Source organism: Paraburkholderia sp. D15, assembly GCF_029910215.1.
Classification (GTDB): Bacteria; Pseudomonadota; Gammaproteobacteria; order Burkholderiales; family Burkholderiaceae; genus Paraburkholderia.
In genome coordinates this window covers 413,675-432,799 of sequence record NZ_CP110395.1, presented here as the reverse complement: position 1 = coordinate 432,799, position 19,125 = coordinate 413,675, and the positions used below count along the sequence as shown (strand labels likewise).

Sequence of the window (19,125 nt, the reverse complement as noted above, 5' to 3'; positions counted from 1 at the left end):
CCTCGGCGGCGCGTCGATACCGCACCGCTTCACTCTAATTCCCGGGCGCTGCCGCGCCCTTCACCCTTGTTGCGTCCGCTGCGCGTGCGCCAATCTCAACCCACCACCGCCCGCACGATCAGGATCAGCACGCCGATAAAAATCGCCGCCCCGATCAATGCCGCCGCGACGACATGCAGCGGATTCAACTGCGTGGCGTCCGCTTCCAGATCGCGCCGCTTGCGTACTCCGAAGAACGACCAGAACACGGCACGCATCGACTGACCGAAACTGCTCTTGCGCGGGGTGCTGCCGTTATCGCTCATCGTGTGCCGCGCTCCTTCGTCCGACTGGCGGCGCTCAGGCGGGATTCGCCGTGGCTGCCGCCGCGTTTGTCGCTGAATTGGCCGCTGAGTTGGCCGTGTTAGCCGCGGGCGACGCACCGCCAGGCGCCGCAGCGGCCGGCGTATTCAATTCAAAAAACGTGTACGACAGCGTGATCGTCTTCACATCCTTCGGCAGCTTCGGATCGACCACGAACACCACCGGCATCCGCTTCGTCTGATTCGCCGTCAACGTCTGCTGCGTAAAGCAAAAGCATTCGATCTTCTTGAAGTACTCGGTGGCCTGCTTCGGCGCGTAGCTCGGAATGGCCTGCGCCTGAATCGTGCGCGCCTGTTCGTTGCTGACTTCATACATCACCGTTGTCACTTCGCCCGGATGCACGTCGAGACTGCGTTGCTCCGGCTTGAAACCCAGCGGGCCGCGCGCGTTCGCATCGAACTCGATCGAAATCGTGCGGCTCATGTCGACCTGCGTATTCTTCGCCTCGCGCGCCGTGGCATCACGCTGCACGAGATTGTTGATGCCGGTGATCTGGCAGATCGCGCGGTACATCGGCACCAGTGCGAAACCGAAACCGAACATCATCAACGCGACGACGAACAGCTTGATCAGCATCGAACGGTTAAAAGAGCGGTCGGCCTGCGCCGGCGGTTGCGTCGACATCTCAATCCTCAACAAACCTGCGTACAGACTGCCGCGGCCGCGTCAGGTGAAAAATCGCTGCTTGATGATGACGCTAGCGAAAAAGACCGCGGCGATCGCGAACATCACCCAGCCAATCCGCCTGTTGCCCGCTCGAATCTGCTCCGGCGTACGTCTTTCCTGTGGATTGCGCGTCATGCTCGCTTTGTCTGAATACTTTTGTGACTACGGTGGCAGCCGCTCAGACTGCCCCGGTTCCGCGCGCGGCCATCACTGAAACAAGCGCGCCGCGCAGCAGAAACCGGTTGCCTCCCCCATGCCGTCTTATTCGACGGTCGGCGGGTTTTCGAACGTGTGGAACGGAGCCGGGCTCGGCACGGTCCATTCGAGGCCCGTTGCGCCGTCCCACGGCTTGTCGCTGGCTTTCTCGAGTTCACCGCCGCCGCGATAGGCGGGCAGCGCCACGGCGAACAGGAAGTACACCTGCGCCAGACCGAAGCCGAATGCGCCGATCGAGATCACCTGGTTCCAGTCCGTGAACTGCGCCGGGTAGTCGGCGTAACGACGCGGCATGCCTGCGAGACCGACGAAGTGCATCGGCAGGAACGCGAGGTTGAAGAAGAACATCGACGCCCAGAAGTGGATCTTGCCGCGCGTTTCGTTGTACATCCAGCCGGTCCACTTCGGCGCCCAGTAGTACCAGCCGGAGAACAGCGCGAACAGCGAACCGGCCACCAGCACATAGTGGAAGTGCGCGACCACGAAGTAAGTCCCGTGATACTGGATGTCGAGCGGCGCCATGGCCAGCATCAGACCCGAGAGACCGCCGAACGTGAACACGATCAGGAAGCCGACCGCGAACAGCATGGGTGTTTCGAAGCTCAGCGAACCGCGCCACATCGTCGCGACCCAGTTGAACACCTTCACGCCCGTCGGCACGGCGATCAGCATCGTCGCGTACATGAAGAACAGCTGGCCCGTCACCGGCATGCCGGTGGCGAACATGTGGTGCGCCCACACCATGAACGACAGAATCGCGATCGACGACGTGGCGTACACCATCGAGCTATAGCCGAACAGCGGCTTGCGCGAGAACGCCGGAATCACCTGCGACACGATCCCGAACGCCGGCAAGATCATGATGTACACCTCGGGGTGCCCGAAGAACCAGAAGATGTGCTGGTACATGACCGGGTCGCCGCCGCCTGCCGCGTTGAAGAACGACGTGCCGAAATGGCGATCGAACAGCACCATGGTGATCGCTCCCGCCAGAACCGGCATCACGGCGATCAGCAGGTACGCGGTGATCAGCCACGTCCAGACGAACATCGGCATCTTCATCAGCGTGAGGCCGGGCGCGCGCATGTTCAGGATCGTCACGACGATGTTGATCCCGCCCATGATCGACGAAGCACCCATCAAGTGGACCGCGAAAATCGCGAAGTCCATGCCCGGGCCCATCTGCGTGGAGAGCGGCGCGTACAGCGTCCAGCCGGCGGCGGTCGCGCCACCCGGCGCGAAGAACGAACCGACCAGCAGCACCGCGGCCACCGGCAGCAGCCAGAAGCTGAAGTTGTTCATGCGCGCGAACGCCATGTCCGATGCGCCGATCTGCAGCGGCACCATCCAGTTCGCGAAGCCGACGAAGGCCGGCATGATCGCGCCGAACACCATGATCAGCCCGTGCATCGTGGTGAGCTGATTGAAGAACTCGGGCCGCATGATCTGCAGACCCGGTTCGAACAGTTCGGCACGGATCATCAGCGCCATCACGCCCCCGGAGAGGAACATGGTGAACGAGAAGATCAGGTACAGCGTACCGATGTCCTTGTGATTGGTTGCGAACAGCCAACGACGCCAGCCGTGCGGCGTTTCGTGGGCATGGTCGCCGTGCACGTGCTCGTGGCCTGCGACTACATCGTGTCCGATGCTAGACATGACTATCTCCTAAAGCGAATACTGCGGTGCTGACCATGAACACGTCAGGCGGCCGGACTGATTTGAACACGCCGGGCTTCTTTCGCGTCGCTGCCGCCCGTGATCGTTTCCGGCTTCTTTAAAATAATGTGGTCTTCGGCAATGCCCGCTGCCTTCAGCGCGTCGCGCACGGCTTCCGCGCGAGTCTTCGCGAGCTTCGCGTTGACATCGGCGGAACCGGTGGCGTCGGTGAAGCCCGACAGCGTGAATTTCGCATCCGGGTGGGCCTTCGCGTAGGCGGCGGCCGCGTCGACCGCCGCTTTCGCGTCGGCCGGCAGCGTGCTCTTGCCGGTGTCGAAGTAAATGCTGGCCGGCAGCGCGGCTTGCGTGCCCGCTGCAGTGTCGGAAGAAGCTGCTGCCGCCGCGTCCGCGCCGGAAGCCGCGCCCGATGCCGCCGCCGCGCCCGAAGCCGCTTCGGCGCCGCTGGCTGCCGCGCCCGCGTCGGCTACGTGGTTGCCGCCTTCCGGCATTTTGCCGTTACGGGCGTCGGCCACCTGCTTCGGCTGGAGAATATCGCCGGTGTGGTTGCCCCACGAGTTACGTTCGAACGTGATCACCGAGGCGATTTCGACGTCGTTCAAGGTCGGCGCCCAGGAAGGCATGGCCGCCTTGCCCTTCAGCACGATGCTGACGTGTTCGGCGATCGGGCCATTGGCGACCTTGCTGCCGTCGAGCGCCGGGAATGCGCCCGCGCCCTTGCCGGTCGGCTGGTGGCACACCGCGCAGTTCGACGCGTACACCTTGCCGCCGCGCTCCATCAGCTCGGCCATCGTGTAGGTCTTGTTCGGATCGTCCTGGCCGGCGGCCATTTTCGCTTTTTGCGTGTCGACCCACTTCGCGTAGTCGTCGGTGGAGAGCACCTCGACCACGACCGGCATGAACGCGTGTTCCTTGCCGCAAAGTTCGGTACAGAAGCCGCGGAACGTGCCGGTCTTCTCAGCCTTGAACCACGTGTCGCGCACGAAACCCGGAATCGCGTCCTGCTTCACGCCGAAAGCCGGCACGTACCAGGAGTGGACCACGTCGTTCGCGGTGGTGATGATGCGGATCTTCTTGCCGACCGGAACGACCAGCGGGTTGTCGACTTCCTGCAGATACGTGGTGGAAATCGGTTCGCGGCCATCGGTCTGCGCGCGCGGCGTAGCCAGCGTGGACAGGAAGCTGATGCCTTCGCCCGGACCCTTCACGTAGTCGTAGCCCCACTTCCACTGATAGCCGGTGACCTTGATGGTGACGTCGGCATTCGTGGTGTCCTTCATCGCAACGACGGTCTTGGTGGCCGGGAGCGCCATCAACACGACGATGATGAACGGCACGATCGTCCAGATGATTTCGACCGTGGTGCTTTCGTGGAAATTAGATGCCTTGTGACCTTTCGATTTGCGGTGCGCGAAAATCGAATAGAACATCACGCCGAACACGCCGACGAAGATCACCAGGCAAAGAACCAGCATGAACATGTGGAGGCTGAAAAGCTCCTCAGCGATTTTCGTCGCAGGCGGCTGGAGATTGATCTCGTTGACGGCAGGGCCGCCCGGGACATCGCCCACTGCCAGGGCCGCACCGGCGAAAAGCAGACCGCTCGTCGCCAGCACACCCATGAGGGCTCGCTTGATTGTTTTCATAGCTTCCTTACCCAAAATTTCCATTCAAACCCTCGACCCCGCCGACAGGCTGGCTCGCGCTCCCCTTGAACGCCGCGCGTCTCAACGCATCTAACAACGCGTGAGCCACATACGCAATTCGCCTGCGAACTGCGCGCGCCGATACTGCGCGAGGTGTTGCCCGATCATGATCGTCTGGCCGCGCGAGACCAGTTTGATCTGGTCACGCGGCGTTGCGCCCGGCTCGATCCGCACCCACCGCGGATTGAATTCGAACTGCGTGAGCTGCTCGGCGCTCACCTGTTCGATCACGAGCCGGTTCGGAAACAACCGGATGCGCTCGTAATCGACAGCATGACGCGCATATATGGCAAACGCGATACCCACCGCCAGCAATTCGATACCGGTGAACGGCAACACCAGCCACGCGCCGACCAGCACCAGCATGAAAGCAATGGCCAACGAGAACAACGCAAGCGACATGTAGAAACATACGAACTGCCGCGGCGATATCGAGCAGTTGCGTTTCATGGTCCAGTCTTTCAGAACTGGTTCTGAATCCGCCAGCAGATTGGATGCTTCCATCGCTGCCTCCCGCGAATCACCGCCTCCGGTCATGCGCATCCGGTCATGTTGCGCGGCCATTCAAACGGGCCACGCGATCACGACCGAGTCTCCTCTCCATGCTGCCCTTAACCTTGGACTCGCCGCCCGAATGTGGGGACTTCGGACGACAAACTGACGCATTATAGGCGCGATCCAGAGCATCCACAAGCAAGCCCCGATCGGCCTGAAAGCCCGCTGCGACAAGCCTTCGCGCCATTTTTACACAGCTTTCAGGTGTCTTTTGAAGCGGAAATTTCAGACATAACAAATGGCCTCTTTACCGCTTCAACGATTCCGCGACGAACCGCGTCCGATGTCTTCGATCCGCACGATGCCATGTCCTTCCGCCGTGGTGCGCGGCACGGCCTTCCACGCGTGTCCGTAGATCACCTCGAAGGTCAGCGCGATGGTACCGTCGGCGCGCCGGCGCGCTTCGAGCGCCGCCAGCAAAGCCTTGTGCAGCCGGCGTGCGGCGCCGTTCGCGGCGGCTCGCTCGAACGGATACGCACCCCAGCGCCGCACATCGGCGAGCAGGGATTCCGGGGACTTGTAGGTGATGGTGAGCACCTCCTGGTCCATCACCGGAATCTCGAAGCCGCTCTCCACCAGCATGTCGCCCAGGTCGTGCATATCGACGAAATCGATCACGTGCTTGCGCGCGCCGATGCCGTGCGCGGCCTCGACCTCCGCGTACGCGCCGCGCAACTCCTTGAGCGAGTCGGGGCCGAGCGTGCTGAACATCAGCAGACCGTTGACCTTGAGCACGCGCTGCCATTCGGGAAACACGAGATCGGGCCGCGAGTGCCAGTGCAGCGCCAGGTTGGACCAGATGAATTCGAAGGCGCCGGCCGCGAAGGGCAGCGCCGAAAAGTCGGCTTGCGCGAAGCGCGGTCCGCGAGCGCCGAGCGCCTTGCCGAGCGATGCGGGCAGGAACCGCCGCCAGCTCGTGTCGCCGGCATCGTGATGCAGCGCGCGGGCCAGCATGCCACGCGACAGATCGGTGCCGAACACCGGCGCCTCGGGGAAACGCTCGCGCAGCGCGGGAATGTCCTCGCCCGCGCCGCAGCCGGCGTCGAGCACGCTCGCAGGCGTGACCTTGATGTAGTCCAGACGCTCGCGCATGCGTTGCGCGATCTCGCGCGGCAGGAACGCGACGTCGTCGAAGGTCGCTGCGCGGCGGTCGAAAATGCGCCGAAGACGCACGGCATCGTAGGCCGGACGGCCAGATTGAGCGGAAGTTGGGGACATGGGTGTCGTGCTGGCGTAGAGCACGAAGTATACTCGTTCGTTTCCTTCGATTCAGCGGGACGGCCTTTACGGGCGCGCCGATCGTGGCACTCCAATCATTTTCCTCGTCTTCCGGCAGCGGCTTCGCGCGTTTTGCGCGAGGTCTGCGTTCGGCGTGGCCACGCGTGCTGCAGGCTACCTTGCCGAACCTGTGCGCTTTGTGCGGCAATTTGTCGCAGAAGACCCTATGTGCGAGCTGCGACGACGCGTACTGGAACGAGTGCCGCATGCGCTGCACCGTGTGCGCGGCGCCGCTCGCGTCCGCCTTCCGGTCTGAGTTCACGTCCGGGTCCATGCGTCGGACGACTCGCACGCAGCGGTACGTGTGCGCCGATTGTGTCGCCACGCCGCCGCCGTTCGACGCGACTTTCGCGCTGGCCGACTACCGCGCACCGCTCGATACGCTGGCCGTCGGTCTGAAATTCCGCGCCCGGTTGATGCTCGCTCACGAGTTCGCGCGACGTCTCGCGCGGCTTGTGCTGGACGCGTCGCACGGGGCGGCGGATCTGCCGGACGTAATCGCGCCGGTGCCGCTGGCGCGGCAACGTCTGGTCGAGCGCGGCTACAACCAGGCGTGGCAGATCGCGCGGCCGCTGGCTCGACTGCTGAACGTGTGCAGCGACGCCACATTGTCGCGGCGAGTGCTCCACACCGTGCCGCAGTCGCGCCTCGATCTCGATGCGCGGCGGCTGAACGTCGGTCAGGCGTTCACGGTGAACGCGAGCATCGACGGCCTGCACGTCGGCATCGTCGACGACGTGATGACGACCGGCGCCACGCTCGAAGCGCTTGCACGCACGCTGAAGGCCGCCGGCGCCCGGCGCGTCACCAACTTCGTCGCGCTGCGCACCCCGAAAAACTAATCCCCACCCGGTCCCATCATGTTCAATGTCGTTCTCGTCGAACCCGAAATCCCGCCGAACACCGGCAATGTGATCCGCCTGTGCGCCAATACCGGCGCGCGGCTGCATCTGATCGAGCCGCTCGGCTTTCCGCTCGACGACGCCAAGCTGCGCCGCGCCGGCCTCGACTATCACGAATACGCGCAAATGAACGTGCATGCCGATTGGGACGCGTTCATCGCGAAGGAAACGCCGGACCCGGCGCGCATGTTCGCGTTCACCACGCGCGGCTCGGGCCGCTTTCACGAGCATGCGTTCCAGACCGGCGACTGGTTCGTGTTCGGCGCCGAAACGCGCGGACTGCCGGACGCCGTGCTCGACCGTTTCGATGCCCCGCAGCGCGTGCGTCTGCCCATGCGGCCGGGCAACCGCAGTCTGAATCTGTCGAATACGGTCGCGATCGTGGTGTTCGAAGCGTGGCGTCAGACCGGCTTCGACGGCGGCGCCTGACGGCGTTTCAATTCAGCTTCGTAGCGCGCGAGCATCGCGTCGTCGAAACACGCGAACACCACACGCTCGATAAGCGGTGCGCGCGGCAACATGTCGAGCACGGTGGCCACGGCGATTTGCACGGCCTGATCGGCGGGAAAACGGTAGATGCCGCAACTGATCGCGGGGAACGCGATGCTCGTGCACTGCGCCTCGCGCGCGACTTCCAGCGCGCGCTGATAGCAGGACGCGAGCAGATCCGCTTCGCCGTGCACGCCGCCGCGCCAGACCGGTCCCACCGCGTGAATCACGTAGCGGGCCGGCAGTCGATACCCGCGTGTGAGCTTCGCGTCGCCGGTTGCGCACCCGCCGAGCGTTTCGCATTCGCGCAGCAACTCCTTGCCGGCCGCGCGATGAATCGCGCCGTCCACTCCGCCGCCACCTGACAAGGATGTATTCGCGGCATTGACGATCGCATCCACGTCGAGCGTGGTGATGTCGACCGCACGCGCTTCCAGCGTGCAACGATTGAAACGGGTCATGGGGAAAACCTCGTGGTTCCGAAGCGTCGATATCAACGTGGACCACGGAAGGAGGCAGCCGTTCAGCGCGTGTTGCGCGCTAAACGACTGATAGACAACACTTATTCCGCTTTGGAGTCACGCCGCAGCAGCGCGCTGACGGCGTCGCGCGGGGCTACGCCGTCGAACAGCACCGCGCAGACCGCCTGCGTGATCGGCATGTCGATCGCATGCGCGCGGGCGATGGCCAGCACCGCCTGCGCGCAACGCACGCCTTCGGCCACGTGACCGAGACCGCCGAGGATGTCGTCGAGCGTACGGCCCGCGGCGAGTTGCACGCCGACCGTGCGATTGCGCGACAGGTCGCCGGTGGCCGTGAGAATCAGATCGCCGAGGCCCGTGAGGCCCGTGAACGTTTCCGCCCGTCCGCCGAGCGTCACGCCGAGGCGCGACATTTCGGCGAGACCGCGCGTGATCAGCGCGGCGCGCGCGTTCAGACCGAGACCGAGACCGTCCGCGATACCCGTGGCGATGGCCAGCACGTTCTTCACCGCGCCGCCCACTTCCACACCGACGACGTCGTCGCCGGTATAGATGCGCATCGCACCGTGATGAAACGCGGCGACCGTGCGTTCGCGGCACGCCGCCGAGCCGCTCGCGATGGTCAACGCGACCGGCAGGCCCTGCCCCACTTCGCGCGCGAAACTCGGACCGGACAGCACGCCGTTGCTGGCGTGCCCCGCCAGTTCCGCGGCCACCACCTGATGCGGCAGCAACTGCGAATCGGCTTCGAAACCCTTGCACAGCCACACCACCTGCGCGGGAACCTTGCCCGCATCGCGCATGGCCTGGAACAGACCGCGCAAGCCCGCCACCGGCGTAGCCACGACGCACAACGCGTCGTCGCCGAGCGCATGGTCGAGCGCTGCGTTCAGATCCGCTTCATACCGAAGCGATGCAGGTAAAGCAACGCCCGCCAGATAGCGGGCGTTTTCCTTCGAAGTGGAGAGGTCAGCGATGAGCGCGGCTTCGCGCGCCCACAAGACCGTGTCGTGCCGTAAGGCCAGATGGCCGGCGAGGGCTGTGCCCCATGCGCCGGCGCCGAGAACAGCAACCTTCATAGCCGGCACTGCCTCGGACACTTAGTGCGTGACGCCGTTCTGCGCCGCGCCTTCCTGGCCGCCCATCTGCGCGAGGCGTTGCTCGTACAGCGCCTGGAAGTTGATCTCGGCGAGGTGGATCGGCGGGAAACCGGCGCGCGTGATGGCGTCGGCGATGTTCGAGCGCAGGTACGGGAACAGAATGGTCGGGCAAGCGATGCCGACGAGCGGATCGATCTGCTCCGCCGGAATATTGCGGATGTCGAAAATGCCGGCTTGCTTGGCTTCGATCAGGAACGCGACCTTGTCCGACACCTTGGCCGTCACCGTGCCGGTGACGAGGATTTCGAACACGGTGTCGGCGAGGCGCTCGGCCTTCACGTCGACTTCCACTTCGACCGACGGCATTTCCTGCTCGAGGAAAATGGCCGGCGAATTCGGCTGCTCGAGCGACATGTCCTTCAGGTAGATGCGCTGGATGTTGAAGAACGGCTGGTTATTCTCGTCGGACATGATGAAGTGATTCCCTGATAGGTATGCGTAACGGCGGCCCATGCGTGCATGAGCCGCCAGATCGATGCGGCGCGCGACTTGCCCGGATCGGGCCAGACTGCGCCGGCTTGTGTTTCACCCGCCCTCGCGCGCCGGACGGCGCGCGAATTCAGGCGGTTTCGAGCAGCGGCATCAAACCGCCCGCGCGATCGAGCGCGGACAGGTCGTCGTACCCGCCGACGTGCGTCTCGCCGATGAACACCTGCGGCACCGTGCGACGACCGGTCCGGGTCATCATTTCCTCACGACGGGCCGGGTCCTTGTCGATCAGTACCTTCTCAACGTGCTCGACGCCGCGCGACTTTAAAAGACGTTCGGCCATCTGGCAATACGGGCACACCTGGGTGCTGTACATGATCACTTTGTTCACTTGGCTGCTCCTTGTTTCACCACCGGCATACCGGCTTTCTGCCAGGCGTCGACACCGCCTTCGAGAACATGGACTTCGGCATACCCTGCATCCTGCACGATACGCGCTGCCTTGTTCGACTGCTGGCCGGTCTGGCAAACCAGCAGCACCGGGTTGCTCTTGTTCTTCACGAGTTGCGCGACTTTCGCTTGCAACTCGGCGAATTCAAGGTGCCGCGCCGCGGGCAGATGCCCCTTGGCGAAGTCGGCGGACGACCGCAGGTCGATCACCGCCGCATTGCGCCGGTTGATCAACTGGGTGGCTTCGGCGGCCGACAGGCCACCGCGGCCGCGCCGGCTGATCGTCGGCCACAGCAGCAACCCACCAGAGATAAGGACGATCGCGATCAGTACAAGGTTTGTGTAATCAGTGAAAAACTTCACGGAAAATCCGCCGAAAAAGAGAGAAATCGAAAAGGGCAATCCAGCCATTATAAAATAACCGTTTGACGCGATGGCGACGCTCCACCGAAGGAGCCCTCGCAGCGCGCTACCGCTTCCTCACTACCGACCGGCAATCTCATGTACAAACTCGTTCTCATCCGCCACGGCGAATCGACGTGGAACAAGGAAAACCGCTTCACCGGCTGGGTCGACGTCGACCTCACCGAGCAGGGCAATCGGGAAGCGCAGCAGGCGGGCGTGCTGCTGAAGGATTCGGGCTACACGTTCGACATCGCGTACACGTCGGTGCTCAAGCGCGCGATCCGCACGCTGTGGCACGTGCAGGACAAGATGGATCTGATGTACCTGCCGGTGGTGCACTCGTGGCGCCTGAACGAGCGTCATTACGGTGCGCTGTCGGGCCTGAACAAGGCCGAGACCGCCGCGAAGTTCGGCGACGAGCAGGTGCTGGTCTGGCGTCGTAGCTACGACACGCCGCCGCCGTCGCTGGAAGCCACAGACGAACGCGCGCCGTACGGCGACCCGCGCTACGCCAAGGTGCCGCGCGAACAGTTGCCGCTCACCGAATGCCTGAAGGACACGGTCGCGCGCGTGCTGCCGCTGTGGAACGAGTCGATCGCGCCGGCCATCAAGTCGGGCCGCAAGGTCGTGATCGCCGCGCACGGCAATTCGATCCGCGCGCTGGTGAAGTACCTCGACAACGTGTCGGACGAAGACATCGTCGGGCTGAACATTCCGAACGGCGTGCCGCTCGTCTACGAACTCGACGAAAACCTGAAGCCGGTCAAGCACTACTACCTCGGCGACCAGGAAGCGATCGCCAAGGCGCAAGCCGCGGTCGCAAGCCAGGGCAAGGCGGGCTGAGTCACCGATTCACTGACTCGCTGACTCACTGCTTCAGAGGTTGAATCCAGGCCGCCGCCGGCCTGCTCGATGCCGGCTCGATGGATCGCGTCGCCTCTCGAACCACTGCTCGAACCACCTCGCCTCATAGTCGGGACGAGGGCCAACACCACGGCCTTCGTCCCGATTTTCATTTCGACCTCCCCGCTTGCGGCGCGGCCATGTCCCGGCCACGTGGCGGTCAGGTTCACGCCATATCCCGTCGCCGCGCTCCCTCGCGCACATCATTTCGGCATCGCGGGTACGATCTCACGAACCAGGCCCGGCTCGTGCTGTCGAATCACGATTGCCTGCACCTCGCCCTTTGTGGGCGGGTGTGCAGTTATACTTGTCCGTCCCCATCTTTATCGACGCTGCCACGCGCTTCCGACCGCAACAGACTCTATGCGAAAGAACCTGAAAAATATCGGCCTGATTGCCGCGGGCCTTGCTACCGGCGTATTTGCCACCCTGCAACTTTCGGCCTCGGCCCAGCAACCCGCGAGTGCCGCCGCCAACGCCGCCACGCCTCTGCCGCTGGATCAGCTCAGGCTCTTTGCCGAAGTGTTCGGGCAGATCAAGCACGAATACGTCGAACCGGTCGACGACAAAAAGCTCCTCACCGCCGCCATCAAGGGCATGGTGTCGAGCCTCGACCCGCACTCGTCGTATCTCGACAAGACCGATTACGAAGAACTGCAGGAGCAGACCAAGGGTCGCTTCGCGGGTCTCGGCATTGAAATTTCTTCCGAAGACGGCCTGATCAAGGTCATCTCGCCGATCGAAGACACGCCCGCGTTCCGCGCCGGCATCCGTCCGGGCGACCTGATCACGCGTATCAACGACAAGCCGGTGCGCGGCATGACGCTCGACCAGGCGGTCAAGCAGATGCGCGGCGACCCGGGCACCAAGGTCACGCTCACGATCTTCCGCAAGACCGACGACCGCACGTTCCCGCTCACGGTCACGCGCGCGATCATCAAGGTCCAGTCGGTCAAGATGAAGATTCTTGCGCCGGGCTACGCGTACATCCGCATCACGAGCTTCCAGGAACGCACCACGCCGGATCTGGCCGCGCGTCTGCAGGACATCGCGCGTCAGCAGCCGAACCTGAAGGGCCTCATCCTCGATCTGCGTAACAACGGCGGCGGTCTGCTGCAAAGCGCGGTCGGCGTGGCCGGCGCGTTCCTGCCGCCGGATTCGGTGGTGGTGTCGACCAACGGCCAGATCCCGGATTCGAAGCAGGTCTATCGCGACACTTACGACAACTACCGTCTGCAATCCTTCGACAGCGATCCGCTGAAGGACGAAGCGCCGATCTTCAAGACCGTGCCGATGATCGTGCTGACCAACGCCTATTCCGCGTCGGCATCGGAAATCGTCGCGGGCGCGCTGCAGGATCAGCACCGTGCGCTGATCGTCGGCAAGACCACCTTCGGCAAGGGCTCGGTGCAAACCGTTCGTCCGATGACGGCGGACACCGCGCTGCGTCTGACCACCGCGTACTACTACACGCCGAGCGGCCGTTCGATCCAGAACAAGGGCATCCGTCCTGACATCGCGGTCGATCAATACGCCGAAGGCGATCCGGACGACGCGCTGGTCACCCGCGAAGTGGACTATCAGAACCACCTCGCGAATACGCAGGATCCGAACGAGAAGAAGGAAGCCGAACAGCGCGAAGCGGATCGCATGGAACAGCTGCGTCTGCTCGAGGAACAGAACGACAAGAAGACGCCGGAACAGCGTCAGAAGGACCGCGATCGCAAGCCGGTGGAATTCGGCTCGAACGACGACTTCATGCTGCAACAGGCATTGAACAAGCTCGAAGGCAAGCCGGTTCAGGAGTCGAAGTCGCTGAGCGAACGGCGTCTCGCGCAGAACAAGCCGGAAACGTCGGCCTCCGCGCCGGTCGCGGTGAAGCCCACGCAACCGGTGCCGGGCGCTTCGGCGCCGGCGGCGGCGCCGGGCAAGTAAGAGGCAAGCGGCGGCGCGCTTTGCGAAAAGCGCGCCGCCGGCCTGGCGCCTTGAACGTCAGCGCGTTGAGCTTCAGCGGGTGTCCTGACTGCGGAACATCGTGGGCACGACACCCGGTATCACCCGCACGTCATCAGTCATTTCCCTCGCGCGATTAAAATAACAACGAAATCGACACGACGCGCATCGCAGACCCTCCGGCCGCATTCCATATCGCGCGATCCATTCACGCGCCCCGCCATGAACGACGATCAACTCCTCCGCTATTCCCGCCACATCCTCGTCGATGAAATCGGCATCGAAGCGCAGCAGCGTTTTATCGATGCGCACGCGATCGTCGTCGGCGCAGGCGGCCTCGGTTCACCGGCGGCGATGTATCTCGCGGCGGCGGGAGTCGGCCGGATCACGCTGGTCGATGCCGATACCGTCGATCTGACCAACCTGCAGCGGCAGATCCTGCACGTGACGGCATCGGTCGGTAGTCTGAAAGTGGACAGCGGGCGCGACGCCCTTGCCCGGATCAATCCCGAGGTGGCGGTGAACGCGGTAGCCGAGCGCGTCGACGATGCGTGGCTCGAGCGCGAAGTGCCAAAAGCCACCGTCGTGCTCGATTGCACCGACAACTTCGCGACGCGTCACGCGATCAACCGCGCGTGCGTGAAGCATGGCGTGCCGCTGGTGTCCGGCGCGGCGCTGCGCTTCGACGGCCAGATCAGCACCTTCGATTTCCGCGACCCGGCGTCGCCCTGCTATGCGTGCGTGTTCCCCGAAGACCAGCCGTTCGAGGAAGTCGCCTGTTCGACGATGGGCGTGTTCGCACCGACCGTCGGCATTATCGGCTCGATGCAGGCGGCCGAGGCGCTGCGCGTGATCGGCGGCATCGGCACGCCGCTGGTCGGCCGTCTGATGATGCTGGACTCGCTGCGCATGGAATGGACCACCATGCGAATCGCACGGCAAGCGGATTGCCCGGTATGTGGGCAAGCGCATCCGGTTTAAGGTCGCGATACCGGACGGCAAGACTTCCGCGAACATCAGGCAACCGCACATAAAAAAACGCCGCACCTGAAAAGGTACGGCGTTTTTGCATTCAGCAGCGAACCGCGACGAATCAGACCTGCGCGACCCGCTTGAGCGCCGCCTGAACCTCTTCCGGTTCGAACGACGCCAGCACATCCGCCACCGGTTTCTCCAGCGTCTTCAGATGCGAGCGCAGCACCTCCTGCTTGACCACCAGCAACTGGCTCGGATGCATCGAAAACTCGGTGAGGCCCATGCCGAGCAGCAGGCGCGTCAACGCCGGATCGCCCGCCATCTCCCCGCACACCGACACCGGCACGCCGGCACGCTTCGCCTCGCGCAGCGTGAACGCGATCAGATGCAGCACCGCCGGATGCAACGGGTCGTACAGATGCGCGACCGAGTTGTCCGCCCGGTCGATGGCCAGCGTGTACTGAATCAGATCGTTGGTGCCGATCGACAGGAAATCGAGCCGCTTCAGGAACAACGGCAACGCGATCGCGGCCGCCGGAATCTCGATCATCGCGCCGACCTGCACGTTCGGATCGTAGGCCATGCCCGCGTCGTCCAGTTGACGCTTGGCCTCGCGAATCAGGTCGAGCGTCTGGTCGATTTCCTGCGCGTGGGCAAGCATCGGAATCAGAATCTTCACCGTGCCGAATGCCGACGCGCGCAGAATCGCGCGCAACTGCGTGAGGAACATCTGCGGCTCGGACAGGCTCCAGCGAATCGCGCGCAGACCCAATGCGGGGTTCGCGGCGGTTTCGTAACCGTCGCCGCCGCTCATCGAGTCGAGCGGCTTGTCGGCGCCCACGTCGATCGTGCGGATGGTGACCGGCAGCCCGTTCATCAACTCGACCGCGCGGCGGTACGCGGCGAACTGCTCCTCCTCTTCCGGCAGACTGTCCTTGTGATTCATGAACAGGAACTCGGTGCGGAACAGGCCGACGCCCGTCGCGCCCGAATCGACCGCGGCCTTCGCGTCTTCCGGCAACTCGATGTTCGCGCACAGTTCGATCCGCGTGCCGCACAGCGTTTGCGTCGGCGAAAACTTCAGCCGTTGCAGCTTGCGCTGCTCCAGCGCCTTTTCGCTCTGCCGGTACGAATACTCTTCCAGCACGATCGGCGCCGGATCGACGATCACGATGCCATGATCGCCGTCGACGATGATCAGATCGTCCTGGCGGATCAGCGCGCTCGCATGCTGCACGCCAACCGCGGCCGGAATGCCGAGACTGCGCGCGACGATCGCCGTATGCGACGTGCGCCCGCCAAGGTCGGTGACGAAACCTTGAAACGTTTGCGTTTTGAACTGCATCATGTCGGCCGGCGCGATGTCATGCGCGACCACGATCATTTCGTCGCAACTGCCGTGCGCGCCATCCACCAGCGCGACCGACGCACCCGCCAGCGCCTTCAGCACGCGCTCGACCACCTGTTCGATATCCGCTTTGCGCTCGCGCAGATATTCGTCTTCGATATCGTCGAAGTGACGCGACAGACGCTCAAGCTGTTCGGTCAGCGCCCACTCCACGTTGTAGCGGCGCGTGCGGATCAGATCGATGGTTTCCTGCACGAGCATCGCATCGTTCAGGATCATTGAATGAACGTTGATGAATGCGCCCATTTCGCTCGGCGCATCTGCCGCGAGATCGGCGCGCAACGCGTCGAGCTCCTGATGCACGTGTTGCTGGGCCGCGCGAAAACGCTCGACCTCGCCCTCGATCTGGGCGGGTTCGATCAAATAGTGGTCTACGTCGAGTGCGGCCGGGGCGATCAGATAAGCCCGCCCGATGGCGATACCGCGTGACACGGGAATTCCATGCAGCGTGAACGACACGCGCACCTCCTCTAGTTGTGTGATGCCGCGGCAAACCGCTGCAATGCTCTCAGACTCTCGTCGTCATTATAAATTCCACGCCCCATGCACATCGGTCGGAACTGTGTGCAGCGCAGCACGAAAAATCGGACACGTCTCTCACCCGTGCCCTGGTTCAGCATCGTTTCCGTTATTGTCACGCGCTAAAAAAAACGCCGCGGATAGCCGCGGCGTTCTTGCTGATCGCAACCTGCACGCGTGACTCACTGACCTTCGCCGAATTTATCGGCAATCAGTTTCAGCAATGCGTCCATGGCTTCCTTTTCGTCGGCGCCTTCGGTTTCGATCAACACCGTGCTGCCGATGCCCGCGGCCAGCATCATCACTCCCATGATGCTCTTGGCATTGATGCGGCGGCCGTTACGGCTCATCCAGATTTCCGCCTGGTAGTTGCCCGCGAGTTGCGTCAACTTGGCCGACGCACGTGCGTGCAGCCCCAGCTTGTTCACAATAGTCGTTTCCTGTTGCAGCATGTGATGGTCCGAAGCGCGGGTAAGTGTTGTGGTGAAGAATGAAACTGCAAACCGGTTGCAATGCGATTGAAGCCCTACAGCTACAGGCGCAATGCATTGCAATTGAAACCGCCTGGCGCGAGGTTGGAACCGCTTCACGCCGGATGAATCCGCGCCGGGCCGTCGTGGCGGCCTGACGCCCTATACATGAATCGTTCGATGCCGTCTTCCGCCGAATCGGCCGGTCCGCTTACAAGCCGGCCGAATCGGTTTTCTGCGTCAGGTCGGCGCCGGCCGGCAACGCGGGCAGACAGTCGCCCGGCGCCGCATCCGGCGGCAAGGCCGGCAGGCAATCGCCCGAGGCCGCGCATGGCGCGACGGGCGCCGGCGTGGCCGGTCCGATCGCATGCACGCCCTTGGTGGCGCCTGCCAGCGCCTTGTCGACCAGCGTGTCGAGCGGCGTCGCGCGATAACAGACCGCGCGCACCAGCATCGGCAGATTGACGCCGCACAGCACGCGCACGTCGGGCACCGACGCGAGCCGCCCCGCGATATTCGCGGGCGTGGCGCCGAACATGTCGGTGAGCACGAGCGCGCCGTTCTCTTCCTTCAACCGCTCGATTTCCGAGTTCGCGAACGCCACCTGCTGCACAGGATCGCAATCGGGCGATACGTCGATCACGCCGATGCGCGCCGGCAAGCCACCGTAAATGTGCGAAATGCAATCGCGCAACGCGGTGGCGAACGGTGCGTGCGCAATGATCAGAATGCCTGCCATGTCAGCCTTACTGCCAAAAGAACGGCCCCGAACCGTGGACCGGGATGAACGACATGCCCGGTTCGCAAGCGCCCTCGACCGGCCGTGGGTCCTGAGGGCTGAAACGCATCATCTGCCAGGTCGAGTCGTACGCCGTGGCTGGGCTTACGCGCAGGCCGCGCCCGTAGGGCTCGATCGTCGCTCGCGGCGGGCGGTCCGGGGCATCGGTCGATGCCGCCGATCCGGCCTGGCGCGGGCGAGCGGGCATTGTAGCAGGCCCATTTTCGCGCCAATCACGCCGCGCTGCTCGATGCGGAATTAATACACAGTTTGGGGACCGGAGCAGGCATTCAAGGGGCGCATGACGGACCGTTGTCCGCCCGCAACCCGACGCGCGGCCCGCTCGCCGCTCGACCGGCGACGGCTCAGCCGACCGCGCGCTCCAGCGCATCGACAAACATCGCGGCGACGTCGAACCCGGTCTGATCCATGATTTCGCGGAAGCACGTCGGGCTCGTGACGTTGACCTCGGTCAGCCAGTCGCCGATCGCATCCAGTCCGACCAGCAGCAAGCCGCGCGCCGCGAGTACCGGCGCCAGCGTGCCGGCAATCTTGCGATCGTGGTCGGTCAGCGGCCGTGCAACACCCAGCCCGCCGGCCGCCAGATTGCCGCGCACTTCATTGCCCTGCGGAATACGCGCGAGCGAATACGGCACCGCCTCGCCGCCGATCAGCAGAATGCGCTTGTCGCCTTCCTTGATCTCGGGGATGAATTTCTGCGCCATCACCGAACGCGCGCCGTCGTGGCTCAGCATTTCGATGATGGAGCCGAGGTTCATGCCGTCCGCCTTCACGCGGAACACGCCCATGCCGCCCATGCCGTCGAGCGGTTTCAGGATCACGTCGCCATGCTGCTCGTGAAACGCGCGCAGACGGGTCGCGTCGCGCGTGACCAGCGTGGGCGCGACGAACTCCGCGAATTCGCCGATCGCGAGCTTTTCCGAATGATCGCGAATCGCCTGCGGCTTGTTGAAGATGCGCGCGCCGCCGCGTTCGGCCAGTTCGAGCAGCCACGTGGACGTCACGTATTCCATGTCGAACGGCGGATCCTTGCGCATGATCACCGCGCTGAAGCTCTTCAGCGAACGCGCGCCGGGCGCGTCGGCGGCATACCAGGTGTCGCGATGCAGATCGGTGGTGTCGCCGACGATCGCGACGCGCTGCACGTTCGCCTCGACGTCGCCGCCGGTCCATGCCAGATGCTGCGGCTGGCAGGTGTACACCACGTGGCCGCGGCGCGCCGCCTCGGCCATCATCGCGTAGGTCGAGTCTTTATAGATCTTGAACTGCGTGAGCGGATCGGCGATGAAAAGAATGTCCATGAAGGTCCCGGTGCGCCCC

Annotated in this window: 21 protein-coding genes; 5 read left to right on the top strand and 16 right to left on the bottom strand. The window is 63.8% G+C overall.

What is annotated here, in order from left to right; genetic code table 11:
• Positions 1 to 95: 95 nt before the first annotated feature.
• The 7 genes from LFL96_RS01875 to LFL96_RS01845 all read right to left on the bottom strand — a co-directional run bounded on the left by LFL96_RS01875 (position 96) and on the right by LFL96_RS01845 (position 6,401).
• A complete protein-coding gene (locus tag LFL96_RS01875; RefSeq protein WP_280997426.1) occupies positions 96 to 305 on the bottom strand; it encodes a DUF2970 domain-containing protein in 210 nt (69 codons plus the stop codon).
• A 34-nt stretch (positions 306 to 339) separates the two neighbouring features.
• Entirely contained in the window at positions 340 to 987 is a 648-nt protein-coding gene (locus LFL96_RS01870; RefSeq protein ID WP_280997424.1) for a cytochrome c oxidase assembly protein, read from the bottom strand.
• Positions 988 to 1,029: 42 nt separating this feature from the next.
• Positions 1,030 to 1,164 (bottom strand): cytochrome oxidase small assembly protein, encoded by a 135-nt coding sequence (locus tag LFL96_RS01865; RefSeq protein WP_280997422.1) that lies wholly within the window; start codon positions 1,162 to 1,164, stop codon positions 1,030 to 1,032.
• Positions 1,165 to 1,290: 126 nt separating this feature from the next.
• Positions 1,291 to 2,904, bottom strand: a complete 1,614-nt coding sequence (gene ctaD, locus LFL96_RS01860; RefSeq protein WP_280997420.1) for a cytochrome c oxidase subunit I — start codon at positions 2,902 to 2,904, stop codon at positions 1,291 to 1,293.
• A gap of 44 nt (positions 2,905 to 2,948) precedes the next feature.
• Positions 2,949 to 4,592 carry a cytochrome c oxidase subunit II gene (coxB, locus tag LFL96_RS01855; RefSeq protein WP_280997418.1) on the bottom strand — a complete coding sequence of 548 codons (1,644 nt, stop codon included), beginning with the start codon at positions 4,590 to 4,592 and terminating at the stop codon, positions 2,949 to 2,951.
• A 66-nt stretch (positions 4,593 to 4,658) separates the two neighbouring features.
• A complete protein-coding gene (locus LFL96_RS01850; RefSeq protein ID WP_280997416.1) occupies positions 4,659 to 5,132 on the bottom strand; it encodes a DUF2244 domain-containing protein in 474 nt (157 codons plus the stop codon).
• A gap of 306 nt (positions 5,133 to 5,438) precedes the next feature.
• Positions 5,439 to 6,401, bottom strand: coding sequence for a methyltransferase domain-containing protein (locus LFL96_RS01845; RefSeq protein WP_280997414.1), 963 nt, complete (start codon positions 6,399 to 6,401; stop codon positions 5,439 to 5,441).
• Between the two features lie 83 nt (positions 6,402 to 6,484).
• On the opposite strand from LFL96_RS01845, the gene LFL96_RS01840 reads away from it, so the two are divergent.
• Positions 6,485 to 7,303, top strand: coding sequence for a ComF family protein (locus tag LFL96_RS01840; RefSeq protein WP_280997412.1), 819 nt, complete (start codon positions 6,485 to 6,487; stop codon positions 7,301 to 7,303).
• Between the two features lie 18 nt (positions 7,304 to 7,321).
• On the top strand, positions 7,322 to 7,792 hold the full coding sequence (gene trmL, locus LFL96_RS01835; RefSeq protein ID WP_280997410.1) for a tRNA (uridine(34)/cytosine(34)/5-carboxymethylaminomethyluridine(34)-2'-O)-methyltransferase TrmL: 471 nt from the start codon (positions 7,322 to 7,324) through the stop codon (positions 7,790 to 7,792).
• Here the strand turns inward: trmL and LFL96_RS01830 are convergent.
• The 5 genes from LFL96_RS01830 to LFL96_RS01810 form a co-directional block, all read right to left on the bottom strand.
• Complete coding sequence (locus LFL96_RS01830) at positions 7,765 to 8,313, bottom strand: O-acetyl-ADP-ribose deacetylase (protein ID WP_280997408.1); 549 nt, start codon at positions 8,311 to 8,313, stop codon at positions 7,765 to 7,767. The genes trmL and LFL96_RS01830 overlap by 28 nt on opposite strands.
• Positions 8,314 to 8,414: 101 nt before the next feature.
• A complete protein-coding gene (locus tag LFL96_RS01825; protein ID WP_280997406.1) occupies positions 8,415 to 9,413 on the bottom strand; it encodes an NAD(P)H-dependent glycerol-3-phosphate dehydrogenase in 999 nt (332 codons plus the stop codon).
• Between the two features lie 21 nt (positions 9,414 to 9,434).
• Positions 9,435 to 9,905: a protein-export chaperone SecB gene (gene secB, locus LFL96_RS01820; protein WP_280997404.1), complete on the bottom strand. Its 471-nt coding sequence runs from the start codon at positions 9,903 to 9,905 to the stop codon at positions 9,435 to 9,437.
• A gap of 148 nt (positions 9,906 to 10,053) precedes the next feature.
• Complete coding sequence (gene grxC, locus LFL96_RS01815) at positions 10,054 to 10,314, bottom strand: glutaredoxin 3 (protein ID WP_280997401.1); 261 nt, start codon at positions 10,312 to 10,314, stop codon at positions 10,054 to 10,056.
• Positions 10,311 to 10,736: a rhodanese-like domain-containing protein gene (locus tag LFL96_RS01810; RefSeq protein WP_149668531.1), complete on the bottom strand. Its 426-nt coding sequence runs from the start codon at positions 10,734 to 10,736 to the stop codon at positions 10,311 to 10,313. Before LFL96_RS01810 ends, grxC begins: the two co-directional genes overlap by 4 nt.
• 138 nt (positions 10,737 to 10,874) lie before the next feature.
• On the opposite strand from LFL96_RS01810, the gene gpmA reads away from it, so the two are divergent.
• From gpmA to LFL96_RS01795, 3 genes are all read left to right on the top strand, one after another.
• Positions 10,875 to 11,621 carry a 2,3-diphosphoglycerate-dependent phosphoglycerate mutase gene (gpmA, locus tag LFL96_RS01805; protein WP_280997399.1) on the top strand — a complete coding sequence of 249 codons (747 nt, stop codon included), beginning with the start codon at positions 10,875 to 10,877 and terminating at the stop codon, positions 11,619 to 11,621.
• A gap of 423 nt (positions 11,622 to 12,044) precedes the next feature.
• On the top strand, positions 12,045 to 13,616 hold the full coding sequence (locus tag LFL96_RS01800) for a S41 family peptidase (protein ID WP_280997397.1): 1,572 nt from the start codon (positions 12,045 to 12,047) through the stop codon (positions 13,614 to 13,616).
• Between the two features lie 240 nt (positions 13,617 to 13,856).
• Positions 13,857 to 14,615: a HesA/MoeB/ThiF family protein gene (locus tag LFL96_RS01795; RefSeq protein ID WP_280997396.1), complete on the top strand. Its 759-nt coding sequence runs from the start codon at positions 13,857 to 13,859 to the stop codon at positions 14,613 to 14,615.
• A 112-nt stretch (positions 14,616 to 14,727) separates the two neighbouring features.
• Here LFL96_RS01795 and ptsP read toward each other — a convergent pair whose 3' ends face one another.
• The 4 genes from ptsP to gshB all read right to left on the bottom strand — a co-directional run bounded on the left by ptsP (position 14,728) and on the right by gshB (position 19,106).
• Positions 14,728 to 16,476, bottom strand: a complete 1,749-nt coding sequence (ptsP, locus tag LFL96_RS01790; RefSeq protein ID WP_280997394.1) for a phosphoenolpyruvate--protein phosphotransferase — start codon at positions 16,474 to 16,476, stop codon at positions 14,728 to 14,730.
• A gap of 242 nt (positions 16,477 to 16,718) precedes the next feature.
• Complete coding sequence (locus LFL96_RS01785) at positions 16,719 to 16,988, bottom strand: HPr family phosphocarrier protein (protein ID WP_007179472.1); 270 nt, start codon at positions 16,986 to 16,988, stop codon at positions 16,719 to 16,721.
• 229 nt (positions 16,989 to 17,217) lie between these two features.
• Entirely contained in the window at positions 17,218 to 17,745 is a 528-nt protein-coding gene (locus tag LFL96_RS01780; protein ID WP_280997392.1) for a PTS mannose transporter subunit IIA, read from the bottom strand.
• A 404-nt stretch (positions 17,746 to 18,149) separates the two neighbouring features.
• Positions 18,150 to 19,106, bottom strand: coding sequence for a glutathione synthase (gene gshB / locus LFL96_RS01775; protein WP_280997390.1), 957 nt, complete (start codon positions 19,104 to 19,106; stop codon positions 18,150 to 18,152).
• Between the last annotated feature and the right edge of the window lie 19 nt (positions 19,107 to 19,125).